The sequence below is a fragment of the Ruegeria sp. BC3 genome (assembly GCF_056539265.1).
Window position 1 is genome coordinate 692,205 of sequence record NZ_JBQFUP010000001.1, and the last position, 18,553, is coordinate 710,757.

The window sequence follows — 18,553 nt, forward strand, 5'->3', positions numbered from 1 at the left end:
AACACGAGGCTTACCGCGCGTGGAGGAACTCGTTTTCTTCATACCAGCTATCGCTCTCTCATTGGCAACACTGGCAAGCGCCATCGCTCTTGTCACAAATCAACATCGTTTGATTGCAGCGTATCTGCTGGCTGTCATCGGCGTCATTGTTTGGCTTTTTGCAGTCATGCTTTCTGCAGTTGAAACGATAGACGGGCCTGGAATTTTTGGCGTTGCATTTCTAGTGATGGGTATGACGTTCGTTGGCCCAATACTGCTTTCAATAGGCCTGATCGGCCTGACCAACGGAGCAACAAAAAGCGTAAGATCGCTCTCATTTTCTTCTTTGGCTTTAACGTGGATTTTTGTCATTTGCGTTGTTGTGCTAAACCTAGTTCGCTGAACGAGGTAATTTGATTGCCTATGACCCTCCGCCTCGCCACCCTCTCGCTCCTGATCCTATACCCCATCGCGTGGTTCGCCCCGCTGATGCGCGCGGGTCTGCTGCCGATCTTCGGCCTCAGCGAGATCAGCGTCATCACCGGTCTCCAGTCGCTCTGGAAGTCGGACATCTTCCTCGCACTAGTGGTCACGGTCTTCGCGCTCTTCGCGCCCTACATCAAAACCATCGGCACCGCCCTGATCCAGTGGGACCTGCTGGATGCCCGCGTACAACCCGCGCTGAACATCCTTGGAAAACTGGCCATGGCCGACATTTTCCTCATCGCGCTTTACATCACGCTGGCCAAGGGAATCTCTTACGCCACCATCGAAACGGCATGGGGATTGTACCTGTTCACGGGCTGTATTCTGGCCTCAATCGCGTTGGGCCACATTACGGAAATGACACGCAGATCACGAAATACTCAGAACTAATTGATTGAAAACACTCATCTGAGTATCATCTTTATATTTCGAGCAGTAAAAATTTGTAGTTTCGGTCCTAAGCGGATCATTCTGTGTGTTTTAGATGTTCCCCGCTTTGGGCTGGTTTGTACCGGTTATCAAAGGAGTTCGTCTAGCATGACTGCCCTCCACAACATTACATTGCAATTTCAGAATGCCTTTTTAAGACTGACTTTTTTCCTCATATGCACTGCAGCGCTCTTCTCGGTCGGTGCGTGTCTTCTGTCCGCTTTGGGGGTCCTGCCCTGGCTGTCCATGCAGGCCGGATTCGGCTCTGGTCCTGTCGTCGATGCAGGCATGTACATTCAGATCAGTTTGACCGTACTGATTCTCATGCTGGCCTTTTACTTGCCCGCAAATGCCCGGATGATGGCCCTCGAAACGTCTCACCGTAAGTTCTCGCTGAACATGCACGACGTGGCGCAGGCCTATCAACTGGCCCACGCAGCCGATCGCGGCGACACGTTTCTGCTGTCCTCCGAATTCGATGCAGTCAAGGAACGGATGGCCTTTCTGCGCCATCACCCTGACCTGCAATCGCTGGAACCCGAGATCCTCGAACTGGCGGCGCAGATGAGTCATCTGAGCCACGAGCTGGCCGAAACCTATGGCGATGCGCGTGTGAACCGCGCCCGCATGTTCCTGCAACAGCGGCAGGAAGAGATCGAACTGTTCCAGCAACGCATCGAAGAAGCGCAGGTCATCCAGCATGAATTGCGCCAGTGGACCCAGGATATCGAGATGGAGGAAACCATCGCGAAATCGCAACTGACCCGTCTGCGGGACGAACTGTTCGAACTGCTACCGGAATTGTCGGCACAATTGCAGCCGCTCGCCGACGAGCGCGATCCAAAGAAGTCGCGTGTGGTCGCAATGTCCCCGCCCCGCGCTGCAGAATAGGCGCGTCAGCGCCCGTCGCGGACGATGGCCCGCCGGGCCTGAGGACGCGACGCGCCACCGGCGGAGATGAAAGTCCTGCAAGGGCTTGAAGAACCGCCCATCCTCGGGCACGAATTGCGCCATGGCAAAGACGACTTTCTCCTGCTCGGCCTGTGGCGCAACGCATACCCGATGGTCCGGGCGGTGTGATTCCTGCGGTGAATGGAACACCATCACGCAAGACGTGCCCCTTTCGGCTGGCCCCGCAAAAAAATCCCTCGGTGGCAAACGTGGCCAGTCCATCGCACTCACGGACCTGTCGACCGAGGAAACACCCCCGCCTCGCACTCTGTGCGGGGTCGAGGAATTGGACCGCGTTTTGGGTGGCGGTCTGGTTCCGGCCTCGGCCCTGTTGGTCGGAGGAGATCCGGGGATCGGCAAATCGACGCTGCTGTTGCAGGCCGCAGCGCGATTTGCGCGTGCCGGCGTCAAAACGGTCTACGTCTCTGGCGAAGAGGCCAGCGCGCAGGTCCGCATGCGCGCGCGTCGCCTAGGGCTTGAGGACGCGCCGGTGCAGCTGGCCGCAGAAACCAACCTGCGCGACATCCTGACGACGCTTGAGGCGGAAAAGCCGGGCCTCGCCATTATCGACTCGATTCAGACCATGTGGGCCGACAATGTCGACAGCGCGCCGGGATCTGTTTCACAAGTCCGGGCCGCAGCGCATGAATTGACCACGTTTGCGAAACGACACGGCGTCTCGGTCATCATGGTCGGCCACGTCACAAAGGAAGGCCAGATCGCCGGCCCGCGCGTGGTCGAACATATGGTCGATACCGTTCTCTATTTCGAAGGCGAGCGCGGCCACCAGTTCCGCATCCTGCGCGCCGTAAAGAACCGTTTCGGCCCGGCGGACGAAATCGGCGTGTTCGAGATGACCGGCAAGGGCCTGGCCCAAGTCACCAACCCCTCAGCCCTGTTTCTGTCCGAGCGCGGCACGCCAAGCCCCGGATCGGCCGTTTTTGCGGGGATAGAAGGCACACGGCCTGTTTTGGTGGAGCTACAAGCCCTCGTCGCCCCTTCACCCCATTCCCAGCCCCGCCGGACCGTTGTGGGCTGGGATAGTGGACGGCTGGCCATGATCCTCGCCGTGCTCGAGGCACGCTGCGGCATCCCCTTTGCGGGCCTCGACGTCTATCTGAACGTCGCCGGGGGGCTCAAAATCGGCGAACCCGCCGCGGACCTCGCAGTTGCCGCTGCGTTACTTAGCGCACGAGAAGACACCGCCTTGCCCGCAGACACCGTGGTTTTCGGAGAAATCTCGTTATCCGGGGCACTTAGACCGGCTCCGCAGACCGAAAACAGGTTGAAAGAAGCCCAAAAACTTGGTTTCACATCGGCAATCGCTCCGGCGGGCGGCAAAACCGGTACTGTGGCAGGTCTGACACTCACCCGACCCTCTGATTTGGTTGGGTTTGTTGGCGAAACCTTCGGAGCAGGTTAAAGTCGCGCCTTGAGGGGCAGAAAAAGAACAGGCGAGGGCCATGGAAGGTTTTACAATTATTGACGGGGTCGTTGCCCTGATCATCGTCGTGTCGGGCATCCTGGCCTACTCACGCGGTTTCTTACGAGAAGTTCTGGCTATCGCGGGCTGGGTTGCTGCCGCTGTGCTGGCCTTCATCTTCGCGCCGCAAGCGGTCCCACTGGTGAAAGAGATCCCGGTGGTCGGAGATTTCCTGCGTGACAGCTGCGAATTGTCGGTCATCACGGGCTTTGCTGCCGTTTTCGCAGTAGCCTTGATTATCGTCAGCATCTTTACCCCCCTGTTTTCGTCGCTGGTTCAGCGCTCGGCCTTGGGCGGGCTGGATCAGGCTCTGGGCTTTTTCTTCGGCATCGCACGCGGCATCCTCTTGGTGGCGATCGCGTTCTTTGTCTACGACACGGTGATGACGGGTCAGTCCTACACGATCGTCGACGAAAGCCGTTCGGCCAAGGTGTTCGAACAGTTCAGCGACCGGATCGAAGAACAAAACCCCGAGGCAGCTCTGGGTTGGGTAACGCGCCAGTACGAAGAACTGGTGGCAAGCTGCACCGAAGGCTCTGCCCCGTCGGAAGAGCTAACAGCACCTACCACAACCGAATAAGAAAAAAGCCCGGCATCAGCCGGGCTTTTTTTCATTGGATCGGATCGCAATCAGACGAACCCTTCACCTCCGCACACCGTACACCGGATCGTTTTCAATCCGAAACAGCCGTCACACCGGCCCATGATCGGCTTGCCGTGAATGTCGCGGCTTTTGATGACCTCACCTGCCCCATTGCAGATCGGGCACGGCGCCCGGCCCATGCCCCTGCACCTATGGCACCGACGTTTTACCGGTTCTTCCTTCTTTGTTCCTTGCTTGTGTTGCCACATTGCGTAAGCCCACCCGAACCGTTGTTGATACCGCGAAATTGGTCACTTGTGTTATGACATCATACGCGGATAGCTCATGTCACGTTTTCAAACGCAAATTCGCCAAAAACGCATGCGTCAAATTGCAAATGTGATCCTTTGATGACACAGGCGCGGTTAGGCATTATGTGAGAGCCGAACTGACATGGAATCGGAGCCGCCGATCTTGCTGTATCTGTTTTCTTTCGCGCCTGTCCTAGTGACTCTGGCGCGCTTGCACCGCCAGATGGTCGGGCGACACTTCGTACAGGTACAAAGTTTCAGCCAGCCCGACCTGCAAAGCTCATCACAATAAACACGTCGTAGAGATTGGAGCCCGTATATGTGTGGCATTTTGGGGATTGCGAGCAGGACGCACGATGTCTTTGCAGAGCTCTATGACGGGCTGCTGATGTTGCAGCACCGGGGTCAGGACGCCTCGGGGATCGTCACCTACAACGGTGAGTTCTTTCGCGAGAAAAAGGCCAACGGTCTGGTCAAGGATGTGTTCAACGCGCAGGACGCTGAAACCTTGTTGGGCAAGGTCGGCATGGGGCATGTGCGTTACCCGACCGCCGGATCGCTCAGCGCGGCCGAAGCGCAGCCGTTCTTTGTAAATGCCCCCTATGGGATATATCTGGTCCATAACGGCAACATCACGAACACCGCCGAGCAGCGCGAGAAAGTCACCGCAAAATACAGCCGCCATCTGCGTACCACTTCGGATTCGGAAATCCTGTTGAACGTGCTGGCCGACAAAGTGGCCGATGCGATCAAGGTGAACGGCAATGCCGAACCGATCCGCAACATCTTTGCTGGCGTGAAGATGACCATGGAGCGGGTTCAGGGCGCGTATTCAGTAATCTGTCTGGTTGCAGGTGTCGGCATGCTGGCTTTCCGTGACCCCTATGGCATCCGCCCTCTGTCGGTGGCCAAACGCGATGTGGATGGTGAAGGTGACGATTTTGCCTTTGCCTCTGAAGATGTGGCCTTCGGCATCAACGGCTTTGAAAAGCTGCGCGATGTGAAACCCGGTGAGGCCATCCTGATCGATCTGGACGGCAACATACACACGTTCCAGGCGGTCGAAGGGCAGCTTACCCCCTGCATCTTCGAGTATGTTTACCTCGCCCGTCCGGACTCGCTGCTGGATGGCGTATCGGTTTACAAAACGCAGATGCGCATGGGGCAGACTCTGGCCCGGCAGATCGAAGCTGCGGGTCTCGAGATCGACCGCATCATCCCGGTCCCCGACAGCGCCCGCCCCGTCGCCCTTGAGGTCGCAAAGGCGACTGGCATTCCCTACCGCGAGGGTCTGGTCAAGAACCGCTATGTCGGCCGTACCTTCATCATGCCCGGACAGGAAGAGCGTCAGAAATCCGTGCGCCGCAAGTTGAATGCGGTACCTCTGGAGTTCAAAGATCACAATGTCCTGCTGATTGACGACTCGATCGTTCGGGGGAACACGATCAAGAAAATCGTGCAAATGTGCCGCGAAGCCGGAGCAAAGAAGGTGTTCATCGCCAGCGCCTCGCCCCCGGTGAAGTTCCCGAACGTTTACGGCATCGATATGCCCACCAAGCACGAACTGATCGCCAATGGCAAAGAGATCGAAGAAATCCGGCAGGAGCTGGGCGCGGATGCTCTGTTCTATCAGAACCTCGACGACCTGATCTGGTCGGCTAAAGAGGGCAACCCCGAGATCGGGGCCTTTGACTGCTCGTGCTTTGACGGCAATTACATCACCGGCAGTGTCAGCAAGGACTATCTGGACAGCTTGGAAAACAGCAGCCGCGTCAGCAAAAAGCGGCAGGATATGGAAGTGCCGGGTGGGTCGTGGAACGGGGCCAAACTGGCCTCTGGCTAACGGCACCGAACCGAATCAGATTTGGTTCCAGACCCGCATCGCACCTGCGACGCGGGTCTTTTTCTGGCATTGAATGCAAAGCACCGGTCGGTTTCCGCGCACAACTTTTCGATGAAGGAACCGCAATCGCAATGGGTTCGACAGCGCGATTTTCGGCGTGCAGCAAGCCACTTCCGCCGCCCCTTTTGTTCCGGGATTTGGTTTGATAGCCCCAGTGCCGAACCACTCATAAAACAAGGGGCCGGACCGTTTGGGTCGGGCCGGATTTCATGTCGAACGCCACCGTCAAAAGCGCGGCCACGCAGAAGGGCGCGTTGAAGAAGAATTCCGTTTCCGTCCTTGGGGTCTTTGGTCCCAAAGCGAACATGCGGGCCCTCATGCGCCTGTCATCTGGCCGGGTCAAAGAAGTTAAGCCGGGCAGTCGGGTCTCTTCCGGCACAGTGATTGCCATCGATGAGGAAGGCATCATGCTGCGACAAAGCGGCCAGACGCGTCGGATCGCAATCCCCGGCAGCTAAACTGCCTTGACGCCCTGCGCGCATGGGTTCAAACCGCCCCTATGACCGATCAGACCAAAATTGCCCTCATCACCGGGGCCTCGCGCGGTTTGGGTGCTGCCCTGGCCGAAGCATTGGCGCCCGAATGTCACATCGTCGCCGTCGCCCGTACCACCGGCGGGCTGGAAGAGCTGGACGACCGTATCAAAGCCAAAGGTGGTGCGGCGACCCTCGCGCCCATGGACATCACGGACCCGAACGCCATGGCAACCCTGTGCCGCGGAATTCACGACCGCTGGGGCAAGGTTGATCTATGGATGCATACTGCGGTCCATGCCTCGGCCCTGACGCCTGCGCATTTCGTCGACCCGAAAGAGTGGACAAAGGCCGTGAATATCAACGCGACGGCCACGTCTGTTCTGATCCCATACGTCGCCCCCCTGTTGGGCGAGAGCGGTCACGCAGTGTTTTTTGACGACCCGAAGGCGGGTGAGAAGTTCTATGGCATCTATGGTGCGACCAAGGCCGCGCAATTGGCACTGGCGCGCAGCTGGGCATTGGAGACCGAGCGCACCGGTCCGCGTGTCTCGATCGTGGAACCTGCGCCCATGCCCACAGCCGTGCGCGCGCGTTTCCATCCGGGTGAGGATCGGGATGCTTTGACCAGCCCAGCTGACGAGGCCGCGCGCATTCTGGCACTGCTGTAAGGGATGGCCCTGACGGGCCATGCCTCCGGCGGAGGTATTTTTGGCCAGATGAAGCTGGGATCAGGCGATATGAACGCCGTTGCGCCCAGCCAGATCCACGAAGAATTGCCAGGCGACCCGGCCTGAACGTGCGCCGCGTGTGGCCTGCCATTCGATGGCTTCGGCGCGCAGAACATCTGCTTCAACGGACACGCCATAGGCCGCGCAATACCGGTCGATCATGGCCAGGTATTCGTCCTGATCACAGGGATGGAAGCCCAGCCAGAGGCCGAACCGATCGGACAGAGAGACTTTTTCCTCGACCGCTTCGGACGGGTTGATCGCGCTGGACCGTTCGTTTTCGATCATGTCCCGCGGCATCAGGTGGCGGCGGTTTGAGGTGGCGTAGAACACGACATTTTCGGGCCGGCCTTCGATACCGCCGTCCAGCACTGCCTTGAGCGATTTATAATGCTGGTCATCGTGACTGAACGACAGGTCATCACAGAACAGGATGAACCGGTGGGGCGCGGCGCGCAGGTGGTTCAGCAGACGCGCCACCGAGCCCATGTCCTCTCGCTGCAGTTCTACCAGTTTCAGGTCTGGGTGGTCAGCTTGCAACGTGCCATGGACGGCTTTGACGAGGCTGGACTTGCCCATCCCCCGTGCGCCCCACAAAAGCGCGTTGTTGGCCTTATACCCTGCGGCGAAGCGGCGCGTGTTGTCTAGCAACGTATCGCGGGATCGGTTGATGCCGACCAGCAGATCCAGATCGACGCGATTGACCTGCGCGACCGGTTCCAGCCGGTCAGGTTCCACATGCCAAACGAAAGCCGGAGCAGCCCGGAAGTCCGGCGCGGCCAGAGGGGCCGGAGCCATACGGTCCAGCGCGTCAGCGATACGGTTCAGGGCTAGGTCGTCCATGCGTGCCTCCGGGTGTTTCAAGGTTCAAACCATGTTCCGACTGGCGCAACAAGAGCTTGGCATGAAAAAGGCGCGCCCGATGGGGCGCGCCTGATGTTCAGAGATGGAAGAGGTTACTTGCCCTCTTCTTCCCGAATGATCTCTTCATCTGCCTCTTCTTCATCGTCGTAGTAGCCGTCGGCGCGCAATTGCTCTTCGCGCTTTTTCTCAACACGGCCGACCAGGAAGATCGACACTTCGTAGAGGCCATAGACCACGACAAACAGGATGATCTGCGTGATCACGTCCGGCGGAGTCACCAGTGCGGCCAGCACCAGGATCGCAACGACTGCATACTTGCGGACCGATCCCAGCCCTTCTGCGGTGACCAACCCCGCCTTGCCCATCAGGGTCAGCAACACGGGCAACTGGAAACACAGGCCGAAAGCGACGATAAACTTGATCGTCAGGTTCAGATACTCCTGCGCCGACCCCTGGAACACGACGCTCAGCGGAGCGGTGGCTGCGCCTTCGGTCACGGCCTCTCCTTCTGCTCCAAACTGTTGGAACCCCAGGAAAAAGTCGTAAGCCAGCGGCGTCACGACATAGAAGGCAAAGCTTGCACCCAGCAGGAACATGAAGGGCGAGGCCACCATGAACGGCAGGAACGCGTTCTTCTCGGAGCGGTAAAGGCCCGGTGCCACGAACCGCCACATCTGCATTCCGATATAGGGGAAGGCCAGAATGAAGCCGCCCAGTAGCGAGACCTTGATGGCAACAAAGAAGCCCTCTTGCGGCGAGATGAAGATCAGCCCGCAATCCTGACCACGTTCGGCCAGAACATCACACAAGGGTTTGGTGAGAAAGTTGAAGATCGGCGTGGCCACTGTGAAGCAAATGATCATCCCGATCAGGAACGCCACAACACAGTGTATGAGCCGCGTGCGCAGTTCCGCCAGATGCTCGATCAGCGGGGCTGAGCTGTCTTCGATCTCGTCGGTCTTGGTCATGTTTTACTTTCAGTGTTCAGCGCGGCCTCAGCCTCTTCGGCTTTGGCCAGTGCATCCGCAGCTTCCTTGGCCTTGCGCTCGGCTGTAGCACGGGCGGTCGTAGCCTGAATCTTCTTGGCCTGCTCCGCGCGTTCTGCTGCCAGTCTGCCGGTCTCGCTATCGGGATCGAACTTGGTCGGGTCGATGCTTGTGGCCATCTCCTGCGCGGCTTTCTTCACACCGTCCATGGCGGTGTTCACAGGATTGGTCGCAGCATTCAGACCTTGCTTGATCTCGTTCACGCCCGCCTGATCCGCTGCCTCGTTCATGGCGCTGCTGAACTCGCGCGCCATACCACGGGCCTTGCCGACCCAGCGGCCGACATTTCGGAACAGCACCGGCAGGTCCTTTGGCCCCACAACAATCAGGGCAACGATGCCGATGACCAGAAGCTCGGTCCAGCCCAGATCAAACATCTGCGCTTAGGCCTTGTCTTTGTCGGTCTCAGGCGTGACGTCTTTCGCCACTTCGGCTGCGTCCTGCTCCAGTTCGTCCGCGCCTTCTTTGACGCCCTTCTTGAACGAGGTGATGCCCTTGCCCACTTCGCCCATCAACGAGCTGATTTTACCGCGGCCAAACAGCACCAGCACCACAACGGCAATCAGCAGAAGACCGGGAAGGCCGATATTGTTGAGCATGTCTTATCTCCTTTGAAGTCGGCGCACCCGCGCCGTGAATGTCATCTGCCAGTGTGTTTACGCCCGCGCGCGCCAACGCAAAAGCGTGTCGCGCCGTTTCTCGCAGCAAATTTGAACAGATCACAAGAATTTTGGGGGCTGGCAAAACACAACTGACAGGTTTATGTCAGTTGCAAAGGCCTAGAACGCACCTGTCTCAGCTAACAGGAGCACCACGTGACACAAATCGCAGAAACCGTAACCTTCAAACTGGCAACCGATGTAACCAAGGAGGAGTTCGTGACCATCATGAAGCGCACAGAGTCCTTTGTTCGGAACGCCGAGGGCTTTGTCTTCCGCCGTCTCAGCGCGGGTGAGGACGGACAGTGGACCGACACGGTCATATGGGCCGACATGGACTGCGCCCAGGCCGCCGCGGCCGCCTTTCCCCAGCAGGACTTCGCCCCTGCGGTGATGGCCGCAATCGCGCCCGACACGGTGAACATGCGCCATGATGCGATCCATTGGACCATTGGGGCGTCATGACCCACAGGAGACCCCATGCGCCGCACTGATCGGCTGTTCGATATCATCCAGATCCTGCGCGACGGCAAACTGCACCGCGCGCAGGACATCGCGGACCGACTTGAGGTGTCGGTTCGTACGATCTATCGCGACATGGACACTCTGGTCGCTTCGGGAGTCCCGGTCGAGGGCGAGCGCGGCGTTGGTTACATGGTGCGCGAGCAGATCACCCTGCCCCCGCTGAACCTGACCCCGGCCGAACTCGAAGCCCTGAACCTCGGGATGGCCATCGTCGCCGAAGCTGCCGACCCAGACCTCAAAGCCGCAGCCGAGTCGCTGGCCGACAAGATCGACGCTGTTCTACCCACACAGGTCGTGGCCGAGGCCGACGGTTGGAAATTCGCTGTTTATCCGTTTGCCGATGCGGCACGTGGGTTGGCGCATATGGCTCCGATCCGCGCCGCCATCAAATCGCGGCAAAAGCTGCGATTGTCCTATCGTCGAATTGACGGAGTTCTGACCGAACGGGTGATACGCCCCCTGCACATGGAATACTGGGGGCGCGTTTGGACCCTGACCGCATGGTGCGAACTGCGTGAGGGCTTCCGTGTATTTCGGATCGACCTTATCGAAAGCGTCTCACCCCTGCCCGAGGTTTTTGCGGATGAACCCGGCAAGCGTTTGAGCGATTACGACCCGCACGCCTGACGGTTTCACGGTCACCTCAGATAGGGTTCGGGATCGACGGATTCGAACCCCTTGCGCACCTCAAAGTGGACATAGGCATTGTCCCCGCCGCGCAAGGACGCGATCTTTTGGCCGCGCTTGACCCGGTCACCCTTTTTCACGGTGATACCTTCAACGTTCGCGTAAACAGTCAGCAGGTCGCTGTTGTGCTTCACCACGATGATCGGCACCTGATCCGCGTCCGCCGTAATGGCCGCCACCGTGCCCGCAGCCGCTGCGTTCACACGGGTACCCGGAGAGGACGCAATATCGATCCCTTCGTTCTTTCCTTTTTCATAGGTTCGAATGATCGTTCCGGTGACAGGCATGCCCAAGGCGGAATTGCTTTGGTTTGTCGGAGCCTCAGCCGTGACGTCCGGCGCAGGTTCCGCCGGTGCGATCACCTCATCCGGCAAGGGTTGCGTCGCGCTTGGAGGTGTTGGCGTGGGAGACCCCTGCCCCGGCTGCGTGATCGTGGTCGCGGGAACCGTCGCCGCCGCAGCTTGTCGCGGTGCGGGCTGGTTCTTGACCGGGATCAGCAGGAACTGACCTTCACGCACGGTGAAGTCAGACCCCAGCCCGTTCCACTCGGCCAGCGCATCGACCGGCACATCATAAAGCCGCGCGATCGTATAAGCGGTTTCGCCACGCTTGACCTTGTGACGAATAGGCTCTGGCCCGGACGCCGCTGGCGCAGGTGCCGGAGCGGGCGTTGCAGCCGATTGCGCCGGCTGCAAGGTCGCCGTGCGAACTGTGCCATCTGCCGGGGCCTCATCAATCGCGGCCCCTGCAATCGATGCAATATCGACCGAGTTGGCGGCGCTGACCGTTCGGGGCAAAGCAACAACTTCGCCGTCGCGCAGTTGATCTGCGGCTTGCAACCCATTGAACCGCGCGACTTCTTCAGCTGGCAGGCCGACCCGAGCGGCCACATCTCCGACCGTGTCGCCGCGCCGGGCGACGACCACCTGATAGTTGGGATAAGTGATCACGCCGCGCGCATCAGGTGCAGGCCTGTTAGCGGTGGCCGCCTGCGCCGCATCCGCCGTGGAAAACCCACCCACATTGCCGCGCAGGTCATAGTCTATGGGGCCTTCGCATCCCGCAAGGACCGCCAAAGAGGCCACACCTGCCGCGATTGCTGATTTGGAAACTGCTCTCATTTTTCTGTCCTCATCGCCTGCCCCTGTTGTCCGGGGTTCCAGCGCTTATCGCAAATATTACTTCACGCCTCGTCTTTGCCAAGCCCCTCTAGCAGGGGCACAAAACGGACGGGCAACAATTCGTCATAGTCCAGACCGGTTTCGGTGCGTCTGACCCGGATCAGGGTCTGAACCGCATCCGACTGTCCCACCGGCAACACCATGATACCGCCGATTTTAAGCTGCGCCAAGAGCGGCCCGGGCGGGTCCTCGGCAGCGGCGGTCACAATGATACGATCAAAGGGCGCTTGTTCCTGCAGCCCGAAGGATCCATCCGACAGCATTGCAGTCACATTGGTCAGTCCCAACTCGCGGAATAGGTCCGAGGTTTCGCGCACCAGCCGCTTATGGCGTTCCACGGTGTAAACCCGGCGCGCGAGCTTTGACAGGATCGCAGCCTGATAGCCCGAGCCCGTACCAACCTCCAGCACTGTATCCCGAGGCCGCACATCCAGCGCCTGCGTCATCAGCCCCACAACAGAGGGCTGGCTGATCGTCTGTCCGCAGGCAATTGGCAGCGGCGTGTCCTCGTAGGCGCGCTCGGCGAACAGACCTTTGACGAAACGGCCACGGTCGACCTGCTCCATCGCGGCCAGAACGCGCGCATCCGTCACCCCGCGAGAGCGCAGGGCAAAGAGGAACTGCATGGTGGTTTCTGGATCAGGTCCGGTCATTCGATCGTCTTCAGTTGATCCAGCATATCATGCGCCGTCAAATCCGCGCGCATCGGCGTGACCGAAATGTAGCCATCCAGATTGACCGCCGCGTCGGTACCGGGCGCAGTCGGGTTATGCTGATACCCCCCCTTGATCCACAGGAATCGACGCCCCGAGGGGGAACTGTGCGGCTCGACCGAGAACCGCGTATCGCGCCGATAACCCTGAGCAGCAATACGCGTGCCCTTGACCTCATCTGCAGGCACGGGCGGGAAATTCACGTTGTAAAACAACCGGTAATCGCCCTGCTCAGATGGTGTTGCGTCCAGAATGCGACGCACAAGGTCGGCCCCGAACCGCGTTGCGGTTTCGAATGGATCGTCCAGCCCCAGATTACGCGGGCCAAAGTATTGCGACAGCGCAATGGCCGGAACGCCTTGCAGGGCGGCTTCCATCGCGCCACCGATCGTACCGGAATAAAGCGTGTTTTCCGCTGAATTGTTGCCTCGGTTCACACCCGACAAAACCAGATCGGGCGGCGTATCTTTCATGACGTCGTGCAATCCTGCCAGCACGCAATCCGCCGGAGACCCCTCGGCGGCATAGCGGCGCTCGCCCAGCTTGGCGACCATCATCGGGTGGGTATAGCTGATGCAGTGACCAACCCCGGATTGCTCGAAGGCCGGGGCCACAACCCAGATTTCGCCATCAGGGCCTGCCAGATCGGCGGCAATTGCCTCAAGCGCGATCAGCCCCGGAGCATTGATCCCGTCATCATTGGTCAGAAGAATACGCATCGCCCCATCCATCCCAGCGTTTTGACCTTGATAATGATGCCCCCGCGTGGCGGCAAGCAAAGCGCACCCGCAATCTGAGGCTTTCGCGCACCACTTGGCGCTAAACTGTCACACCAGACCCTAAACCGGGAATACGAAACACTTGTCGCGGCGGATTGTCAGCCACATCACCCGCCCCGGACTGGGGACAAAGACATTTGGAACAGTGGCTTTGAGGATCGAGCCGTCATAGTCCATTCGAAACTCGACAAGGCTTTCATTACCCAGAAACCGTGCCCGTTCGACCACTCCTCGCGCGGCAACGCCGTCGGTCGGCGTAGGCAATGGCCCCTTGCCATTGCGGTCAAAATCCAGGCGCACGTGTTGGGGCCGGAATACAATCTCGACATCGGTATTGTCGGGTACACCCGGTGCCAGAAACTGCCCAAAGGGCGTTTCCGCCAAAGCTCCATTCACTTTGGCGGGCAATACATTGACATCACTAAAGAAAGCGACCGCAGCTTTGTCCGCCGGTCGGGTGTAAACATTGTAGGGCGCGCCTTGCTGAACGATTTTTCCGCGGCGCATCAGGGCAATCTCGTCGGCCATGCGCATCGCCTCTTCGGGCTCATGCGTGACCAGAACAACGGCCGCGTCCTCTTCTTTGAGGATCGCCAGCGTCTCATCCCGGATACCATCGCGCAGGCGGTTGTCGAGGCCTGAGAACGGCTCGTCCATCAGCATGATCCGCGGACGCGGCGCCAAGGCACGTGCCAGAGCCACCCTTTGCTGTTCGCCACCTGACAGATGATGCGGGTATTCGTCGATAAAACGCATCAGATCGACCTTGGTCAGCAACTCTTCGACGCGGGCTCGCTTTTCGTCCCTGTGCCCCTTCAGGCCAAAGGCCACGTTGTCGGACACGCTGAGATGCGGAAACAGGGCAAAGTCCTGAAACATCAGGCCGATCTCACGCCGCTCGGGCGGAACCCGAAATACCGTATCGCAGATCAGCTTGCCATCGACATAGATTTCACCGGATTCCTGCATCTCGACACCGGCGATCATACGCAGCGTCGTGGACTTGCCGCAGCCCGACGGGCCCAAAAGACAGGTCACCTGCCCCGCCTGCACCGTCAGCGAGACATTGTCCACCACGACCCGCCCCTCATACCGGGCGATCAGGTTTCGGATTTCCAGCCGAGGAGGAGTTGCGTTTTCTGTCACCGATGGACCCCGTTGCCTTTCCCGATCAATTCCATCGGGCTTAGGCGGGGATAACAACCCCGCCCCTCAGGCGCAAGAGATCAGCAGCACCCGCCCGATGCGGCATCGCCGGTGGCTTCAAACGGGCTTTCGCCGCCGCAGCCTTCGAAGATTCCATAATGGGTTGAGAAATCGCCGATGAATTCAAAATGTCGCGCAAACCGCGTGTCTTTCAGCATCATCCAGGTGTTGCCACAGACGGGAAACACTTTGCCCGCCTCAATCGCGTGGTGGTCATCCAGTTCGAACAAGTGCGGCGCGTTCGGGATGGTGCCCTTGTAGATCACGGCCTGACCATAATCCTCGCACGCGGGCTCCAGTTCGGGCAGTTTGAACAGTCGGTAAGTGGCCGACAGGAATTTCAAGGGCGCGACGCGCTCTTCCAGAACCGGATTCTCGATGGTCAACGGACGGTGCGTGACGCGGCGCGGATCGCCAAAACCGGCCTTGCGGGACATCGACAGGAAGTCGTTCCAGTACAGCGCACCCGACAGGCACTCACCGTACAGAACTTCATCTTCAGCCATTTCCTGCGGCACGCGACGGTCTGCATAGACGTCCGAGAAATACATCTCGCCACCGTCTTTCAGCAGCCGATGCGCGCCACGCAGGACGGCGTCTTTGTCGGTGGCCAGGTTGATCACGCAGTTCGACACGATGATGTCGAAAGACCCAGGCTCAAGATCCAGCTCATCCAGCTTTTCGATATAGCCGTGGTGGAATTCCACATTCGACGCCGCATGCCCAAACGCCTGCGCGTGAAAGTCCTGATGCGCGCGCGCGACGTCCAATTGCTCGGGCGTCATGTCCACGCCCACGACGCGGCCTTTTTCGCCCACCATTTCGGACAATGCGCACACATCCCGTCCGGCACCGCAGCCGAGGTCCAGAATGCTCATCCCTTCAAGGTCCAGCGGCGCGATCAGGCCGCAGCCATAGTAGCGGGTCAGCACATCGTCGTGGATTTTCGACAGGGTTTTCTTGAGGTGATCCGGCATGTCATCCGGAGTGCAGCACGCGTTGGTCTGCAAATCCGCGCTGCCCTGCAGGACCTCGCCATAGTAATTCTGCACTGATTCATGCTTCATCGCGGCTACCCTTCTGTCTGATTGCTGCTTTGCAGCTAATGCAGCGCCGCGTGTGGTGCAATCCGGGCGATTGCGATCTGACGAAAGCGTGAGGATATCTGGGCACTAAGCCAGCAGTTCGAAGTCAACACCCGCGCGGACCTGACCGTTCACCTGTATCTCTAGCCGATGCGCGCCGGGGACAAGTTTGAACGTAGTCGCGTCGCCCTTGAGCTTATGCTTTTTGCTCAGCGTCAAGGCACCGTCCTTCAGTACGGCCTGCTTCAACTTGTGAACCTTAGCTGAAGTTTTTCCACCAGGACGCTGAAAATGAACGATATAATCAACCAGAACCGGCTGGTTTCCTGTCCCGCTCAGCGCCACATCGAACTCCAGCGCCCCGCCAATCCGTGCTTCATCGATGATCTCGATATCCGCGCGGATGTCCGCGTCCGGGTCGAACCCCAGCATTTTCATCGCGCGCGGATGACCGGATTTCACAAGCCCACGTAAGGTATGAGTGGTCATCCACTCCAACTCGGCGCGGTCCTGTTGCGCGTCTTCGGCCCAAACCTGCAATCGGTCCAGCACCAGATCGGGGTCTTTCTTGGTGATATCGTTCAGGTGGTTCGCGACGGACCGCGTGACATACCGGGTACCATCGGCATGAAGCCGGTCCAGCAATGGCAGCGGATCTTTTAGGTCCAACCCCACCGCCTGCCCCCATGGCAATCGTGGGCGGGTGCCCTCACTGACCAGACGGCGCACATGGTAACTGTCATGGGCGCACCACGCATCCATCCGGGACAGCACTTGCTCCTGGTAGGCATTCAGGAACGGGCGGATGGCCCATTCCATTGAAAACCTTTGAGTAATCTCTTCCAGCACATCCAACGCCAGCTCTGGATGATCTAGACCCACAGCAACAACCCAGTCGCCCAAAGGCGCAAAGATGAAATCACCAAAATCGTCATCTGTCTTGCTGGGATCCAAAGGCGGTGGCAAGGCGCGCAGCAACATTGGTGCGACCTCGGGCAGATCACCGGGAATGGCCTGTTGCAGGCACTCGGCGATCCAGACCATCCGTTCTTTCAGCTCAAGGTCCAGCAGGCGTGACATGACCTGCGCGTGAAACGCATCGGCGTCAAAGGACGCGTCAGCACCGGCAAAGAGCCCCGCCAGATAGCGGGTCTTTTCTTCGTTAAACAGCTGATCCTTAGCCGAAAAGTTCTGAGCCATTGTTATATCGTCAGATTGGTCGCGCCGCCATCCAGCAGGATGTTTTGCCCGACGATGAACCCGGCATGTTGAGAGCACAGGAAGGCGCAGGCCGCTCCGAATTCTTGCCGAGTACCGTAACGGCGCGCCGGAATCGTCGCCTCGCGTTGCGTCCGGGCCTCGTCAATCGAGATCCCTTTCTGCGCCGCAACTCCGCCATCCAACGAATTGGCCCGATCTGTGGCATGAATACCCGGCAGCAGGTTGTTGATCGTCACCCCCTTGGGTGCGACCTGACGCGCCGTCCCGGCCACATAGCCAGTCAGACCAGTGCGCGCCGCGTTTGACAGGCCCAAAGCCGGGATCGGAGCCCGCACGGACTGCGACGTGATGTTGACCACCCGGCCCCAGCCTTTGTCCATCATACTCGGCAGCAGCGCCTTCATGAACGCAATCGGCGTCAGCATGTTGGAATCCAACGCCTTGATGAAATCGTCCCGATCCCAATCCGACCACAAGCCCGGAGGCGGACCACCCGCGTTTGTCACAAGAATATCAACACCCTGCGCCGCTTCGATCACCTGCGCCTGCCCCTCGGCCGAGGTCACATCGCAGGCAATGGTCTGAACCTGAACACCATGCGCCGCGCGGATGCTTTCGGCGGACGCTTCCAAAGCCTCGGCCCCACGCGCATTCATTACCAGATCGACACCCGCTGCGGCCAAAGCCTCGGCACAGCCCAGCCCAAGGCCCTTGCTGCTGGCACAAACCAGCGCGCGTTTTCCTTTGATTCCCAGATCCATCCGATCCTCCCTGTCTTTGCCGCACATCTAGCACCAGCCTTTCAGGGAAGACCAGAAGCCGATTGGGGATCAGTAAAAGAACTCTTCACGCACGATCTTGCCATCCGCGACGTGGTAAACTGCCACCTCGCGCATATCGAAGCTGTCACCGCTTTCCTTTACGGTTCCGCTTACTTCGAAGATCACGGCAAAGCGGTCGTCGCCGTGCAGGAACGGATCGCTCACCGACGCGCCGGTCACATCATGCGCGCCTTCCCACCACTCATGCTTGCCCCGGATCGCATCACGGCCCGCGGCTTCGCGCCCCATGCCCATGGCATCGGCTGCTTCAACTGAAACGGCGTCTGTGGCATAAAGCTTGTCCAAGTTTTCCTTGGCGCGACCTTCCCGGCATCCGGCGACTAATTCTTCTGCAATTTGCTTCAAATCCATTGGGCTTCTCCATTATTTGTTCACTATATGTTCTCATTGCCACATGCAGACGATTCTGAACAGCC

Annotated in this window: 23 protein-coding genes; 10 read left to right on the forward strand and 13 right to left on the reverse strand. The window is 59.1% G+C overall.

Translation table 11 applies throughout. The features are described 5' to 3' along the window. Positions 1-19 precede the first annotated feature (19 nt). The 5 genes from ACR0MV_RS03380 (at position 20) to ACR0MV_RS03400 (ending at position 3,908) form a co-directional block, all read left to right on the forward strand. Complete coding sequence (locus ACR0MV_RS03380) at positions 20-382, forward strand: hypothetical protein (protein ID WP_475202748.1); 363 nt, start codon at positions 20-22, stop codon at positions 380-382. Between the two features lie 20 nt (positions 383-402). Then, positions 403-855, forward strand: coding sequence for a paraquat-inducible protein A (locus ACR0MV_RS03385; RefSeq protein ID WP_475202745.1), 453 nt, complete (start codon positions 403-405; stop codon positions 853-855). Between the two features lie 147 nt (positions 856-1,002). Then, positions 1,003-1,785 carry a DNA repair protein gene (locus ACR0MV_RS03390; RefSeq protein ID WP_480700974.1) on the forward strand — a complete coding sequence of 261 codons (783 nt, stop codon included), beginning with the start codon at positions 1,003-1,005 and terminating at the stop codon, positions 1,783-1,785. 121 nt (positions 1,786-1,906) lie between these two features. Continuing rightward, positions 1,907-3,268, forward strand: a complete 1,362-nt coding sequence (gene radA / locus ACR0MV_RS03395) for a DNA repair protein RadA (RefSeq protein ID WP_475202742.1) — start codon at positions 1,907-1,909, stop codon at positions 3,266-3,268. Positions 3,269-3,308: 40 nt separating this feature from the next. Beyond that, positions 3,309-3,908, forward strand: a complete 600-nt coding sequence (locus ACR0MV_RS03400) for a CvpA family protein (protein WP_170424399.1) — start codon at positions 3,309-3,311, stop codon at positions 3,906-3,908. A gap of 50 nt (positions 3,909-3,958) precedes the next feature. On the opposite strand, the gene ACR0MV_RS03405 is transcribed toward ACR0MV_RS03400, so the two are convergent. Then, entirely contained in the window at positions 3,959-4,111 is a 153-nt protein-coding gene (locus ACR0MV_RS03405) for a hypothetical protein (protein ID WP_480700975.1), read from the reverse strand. A gap of 430 nt (positions 4,112-4,541) precedes the next feature. On the opposite strand from ACR0MV_RS03405, the gene purF reads away from it, so the two are divergent. From purF to ACR0MV_RS03420, 3 genes are all read left to right on the forward strand, one after another. Beyond that, positions 4,542-6,065: an amidophosphoribosyltransferase gene (gene purF / locus ACR0MV_RS03410; protein ID WP_480700976.1), complete on the forward strand. Its 1,524-nt coding sequence runs from the start codon at positions 4,542-4,544 to the stop codon at positions 6,063-6,065. Positions 6,066-6,334: 269 nt separating this feature from the next. Then, on the forward strand, positions 6,335-6,583 hold the full coding sequence (locus ACR0MV_RS03415) for a hypothetical protein (RefSeq protein ID WP_170424394.1): 249 nt from the start codon (positions 6,335-6,337) through the stop codon (positions 6,581-6,583). A 41-nt stretch (positions 6,584-6,624) separates the two neighbouring features. Beyond that, on the forward strand, positions 6,625-7,269 hold the full coding sequence (locus ACR0MV_RS03420; RefSeq protein ID WP_480700977.1) for an SDR family NAD(P)-dependent oxidoreductase: 645 nt from the start codon (positions 6,625-6,627) through the stop codon (positions 7,267-7,269). A gap of 60 nt (positions 7,270-7,329) precedes the next feature. On the opposite strand, the gene ACR0MV_RS03425 is transcribed toward ACR0MV_RS03420, so the two are convergent. The 4 genes from ACR0MV_RS03425 to ACR0MV_RS03440 form a co-directional block, all read right to left on the reverse strand. After that, entirely contained in the window at positions 7,330-8,172 is an 843-nt protein-coding gene (locus ACR0MV_RS03425; RefSeq protein ID WP_170424390.1) for an ATP-binding protein, read from the reverse strand. A gap of 113 nt (positions 8,173-8,285) precedes the next feature. Next, positions 8,286-9,161, reverse strand: a complete 876-nt coding sequence (tatC, locus tag ACR0MV_RS03430) for a twin-arginine translocase subunit TatC (RefSeq protein WP_170424388.1) — start codon at positions 9,159-9,161, stop codon at positions 8,286-8,288. Next, the gene (tatB, locus tag ACR0MV_RS03435; protein WP_480700978.1) at positions 9,158-9,616 is read right to left on the reverse strand and encodes a Sec-independent protein translocase protein TatB; all 459 of its coding nucleotides are present in this window, start codon (positions 9,614-9,616) and stop codon (positions 9,158-9,160) included. The genes tatC and tatB overlap by 4 nt, the downstream gene beginning before the upstream one ends. Before the next feature lie 6 nt (positions 9,617-9,622). Next, positions 9,623-9,838, reverse strand: coding sequence for a twin-arginine translocase TatA/TatE family subunit (locus ACR0MV_RS03440; RefSeq protein WP_170348913.1), 216 nt, complete (start codon positions 9,836-9,838; stop codon positions 9,623-9,625). Positions 9,839-10,054: 216 nt separating this feature from the next. Here ACR0MV_RS03440 and ACR0MV_RS03445 point away from each other — a divergent pair, with 216 nt between their 5' ends. Further along, complete coding sequence (locus ACR0MV_RS03445; RefSeq protein WP_170424384.1) at positions 10,055-10,363, forward strand: hypothetical protein; 309 nt, start codon at positions 10,055-10,057, stop codon at positions 10,361-10,363. Positions 10,364-10,378: 15 nt separating this feature from the next. After that, complete coding sequence (locus tag ACR0MV_RS03450) at positions 10,379-11,050, forward strand: helix-turn-helix transcriptional regulator (RefSeq protein ID WP_480700979.1); 672 nt, start codon at positions 10,379-10,381, stop codon at positions 11,048-11,050. A gap of 11 nt (positions 11,051-11,061) precedes the next feature. On the opposite strand, the gene ACR0MV_RS03455 is transcribed toward ACR0MV_RS03450, so the two are convergent. From ACR0MV_RS03455 to ACR0MV_RS03490, 8 genes are all read right to left on the reverse strand, one after another. Then, complete coding sequence (locus ACR0MV_RS03455; RefSeq protein WP_480700980.1) at positions 11,062-12,231, reverse strand: peptidoglycan DD-metalloendopeptidase family protein; 1,170 nt, start codon at positions 12,229-12,231, stop codon at positions 11,062-11,064. Between the two features lie 62 nt (positions 12,232-12,293). After that, the gene (locus ACR0MV_RS03460; RefSeq protein WP_170424378.1) at positions 12,294-12,944 is read right to left on the reverse strand and encodes a protein-L-isoaspartate(D-aspartate) O-methyltransferase; all 651 of its coding nucleotides are present in this window, start codon (positions 12,942-12,944) and stop codon (positions 12,294-12,296) included. Continuing rightward, the gene (surE, locus tag ACR0MV_RS03465; protein ID WP_170424376.1) at positions 12,941-13,723 is read right to left on the reverse strand and encodes a 5'/3'-nucleotidase SurE; all 783 of its coding nucleotides are present in this window, start codon (positions 13,721-13,723) and stop codon (positions 12,941-12,943) included. The genes ACR0MV_RS03460 and surE overlap by 4 nt, the downstream gene beginning before the upstream one ends. 120 nt (positions 13,724-13,843) lie before the next feature. Continuing rightward, positions 13,844-14,929, reverse strand: coding sequence for an ABC transporter ATP-binding protein (locus ACR0MV_RS03470; RefSeq protein WP_170463363.1), 1,086 nt, complete (start codon positions 14,927-14,929; stop codon positions 13,844-13,846). Between the two features lie 80 nt (positions 14,930-15,009). After that, positions 15,010-16,056, reverse strand: a complete 1,047-nt coding sequence (locus tag ACR0MV_RS03475) for a methyltransferase domain-containing protein (RefSeq protein ID WP_480700981.1) — start codon at positions 16,054-16,056, stop codon at positions 15,010-15,012. A 105-nt stretch (positions 16,057-16,161) separates the two neighbouring features. After that, positions 16,162-17,274: a hypothetical protein gene (locus ACR0MV_RS03480; protein WP_480700982.1), complete on the reverse strand. Its 1,113-nt coding sequence runs from the start codon at positions 17,272-17,274 to the stop codon at positions 16,162-16,164. A 2-nt stretch (positions 17,275-17,276) separates the two neighbouring features. Continuing rightward, complete coding sequence (locus ACR0MV_RS03485; RefSeq protein ID WP_480700983.1) at positions 17,277-18,056, reverse strand: SDR family oxidoreductase; 780 nt, start codon at positions 18,054-18,056, stop codon at positions 17,277-17,279. 69 nt (positions 18,057-18,125) lie between these two features. Beyond that, complete coding sequence (locus ACR0MV_RS03490) at positions 18,126-18,488, reverse strand: SnoaL-like domain-containing protein (RefSeq protein WP_480700984.1); 363 nt, start codon at positions 18,486-18,488, stop codon at positions 18,126-18,128. Positions 18,489-18,553: the final 65 nt, after the last annotated feature.

Excerpts from the sequence above, each read along its gene's own strand:
- ACR0MV_RS03400 (WP_170424399.1), top strand. The coding sequence starts at position 3,309 with ATGGAAGGTTTTACAATTATTGACGGGGTCGTTGCCCTGATCATCGTC.
- ACR0MV_RS03460 (WP_170424378.1), bottom strand. The coding sequence starts at position 12,944 with ATGACCGGACCTGATCCAGAAACCACCATGCAGTTCCTCTTTGCCCTG.
- ACR0MV_RS03425 (WP_170424390.1), bottom strand. The coding sequence starts at position 8,172 with ATGGACGACCTAGCCCTGAACCGTATCGCTGACGCGCTGGACCGTATG.
- ACR0MV_RS03455 (WP_480700980.1), bottom strand. The coding sequence starts at position 12,231 with ATGAGAGCAGTTTCCAAATCAGCAATCGCGGCAGGTGTGGCCTCTTTG.
- purF (WP_480700976.1), top strand. The coding sequence starts at position 4,542 with ATGTGTGGCATTTTGGGGATTGCGAGCAGGACGCACGATGTCTTTGCA.
- ACR0MV_RS03420 (WP_480700977.1), top strand. The coding sequence starts at position 6,625 with ATGACCGATCAGACCAAAATTGCCCTCATCACCGGGGCCTCGCGCGGT.
- ACR0MV_RS03480 (WP_480700982.1), bottom strand. The coding sequence starts at position 17,274 with ATGGCTCAGAACTTTTCGGCTAAGGATCAGCTGTTTAACGAAGAAAAG.
- tatB (WP_480700978.1), bottom strand. The coding sequence starts at position 9,616 with ATGTTTGATCTGGGCTGGACCGAGCTTCTGGTCATCGGCATCGTTGCC.
- tatC (WP_170424388.1), bottom strand. The coding sequence starts at position 9,161 with ATGACCAAGACCGACGAGATCGAAGACAGCTCAGCCCCGCTGATCGAG.
- ACR0MV_RS03390 (WP_480700974.1), top strand. The coding sequence starts at position 1,003 with ATGACTGCCCTCCACAACATTACATTGCAATTTCAGAATGCCTTTTTA.
- ACR0MV_RS03415 (WP_170424394.1), top strand. The coding sequence starts at position 6,335 with ATGTCGAACGCCACCGTCAAAAGCGCGGCCACGCAGAAGGGCGCGTTG.
- ACR0MV_RS03490 (WP_480700984.1), bottom strand. The coding sequence starts at position 18,488 with ATGGATTTGAAGCAAATTGCAGAAGAATTAGTCGCCGGATGCCGGGAA.
- surE (WP_170424376.1), bottom strand. The coding sequence starts at position 13,723 with ATGCGTATTCTTCTGACCAATGATGACGGGATCAATGCTCCGGGGCTG.
- ACR0MV_RS03485 (WP_480700983.1), bottom strand. The coding sequence starts at position 18,056 with ATGGATCTGGGAATCAAAGGAAAACGCGCGCTGGTTTGTGCCAGCAGC.
- ACR0MV_RS03450 (WP_480700979.1), top strand. The coding sequence starts at position 10,379 with ATGCGCCGCACTGATCGGCTGTTCGATATCATCCAGATCCTGCGCGAC.
- ACR0MV_RS03405 (WP_480700975.1), bottom strand. The coding sequence starts at position 4,111 with ATGGGCCGGGCGCCGTGCCCGATCTGCAATGGGGCAGGTGAGGTCATC.
- ACR0MV_RS03475 (WP_480700981.1), bottom strand. The coding sequence starts at position 16,056 with ATGAAGCATGAATCAGTGCAGAATTACTATGGCGAGGTCCTGCAGGGC.
- ACR0MV_RS03440 (WP_170348913.1), bottom strand. The coding sequence starts at position 9,838 with ATGCTCAACAATATCGGCCTTCCCGGTCTTCTGCTGATTGCCGTTGTG.
- ACR0MV_RS03385 (WP_475202745.1), top strand. The coding sequence starts at position 403 with ATGACCCTCCGCCTCGCCACCCTCTCGCTCCTGATCCTATACCCCATC.
- radA (WP_475202742.1), top strand. The coding sequence starts at position 1,907 with ATGGCAAAGACGACTTTCTCCTGCTCGGCCTGTGGCGCAACGCATACC.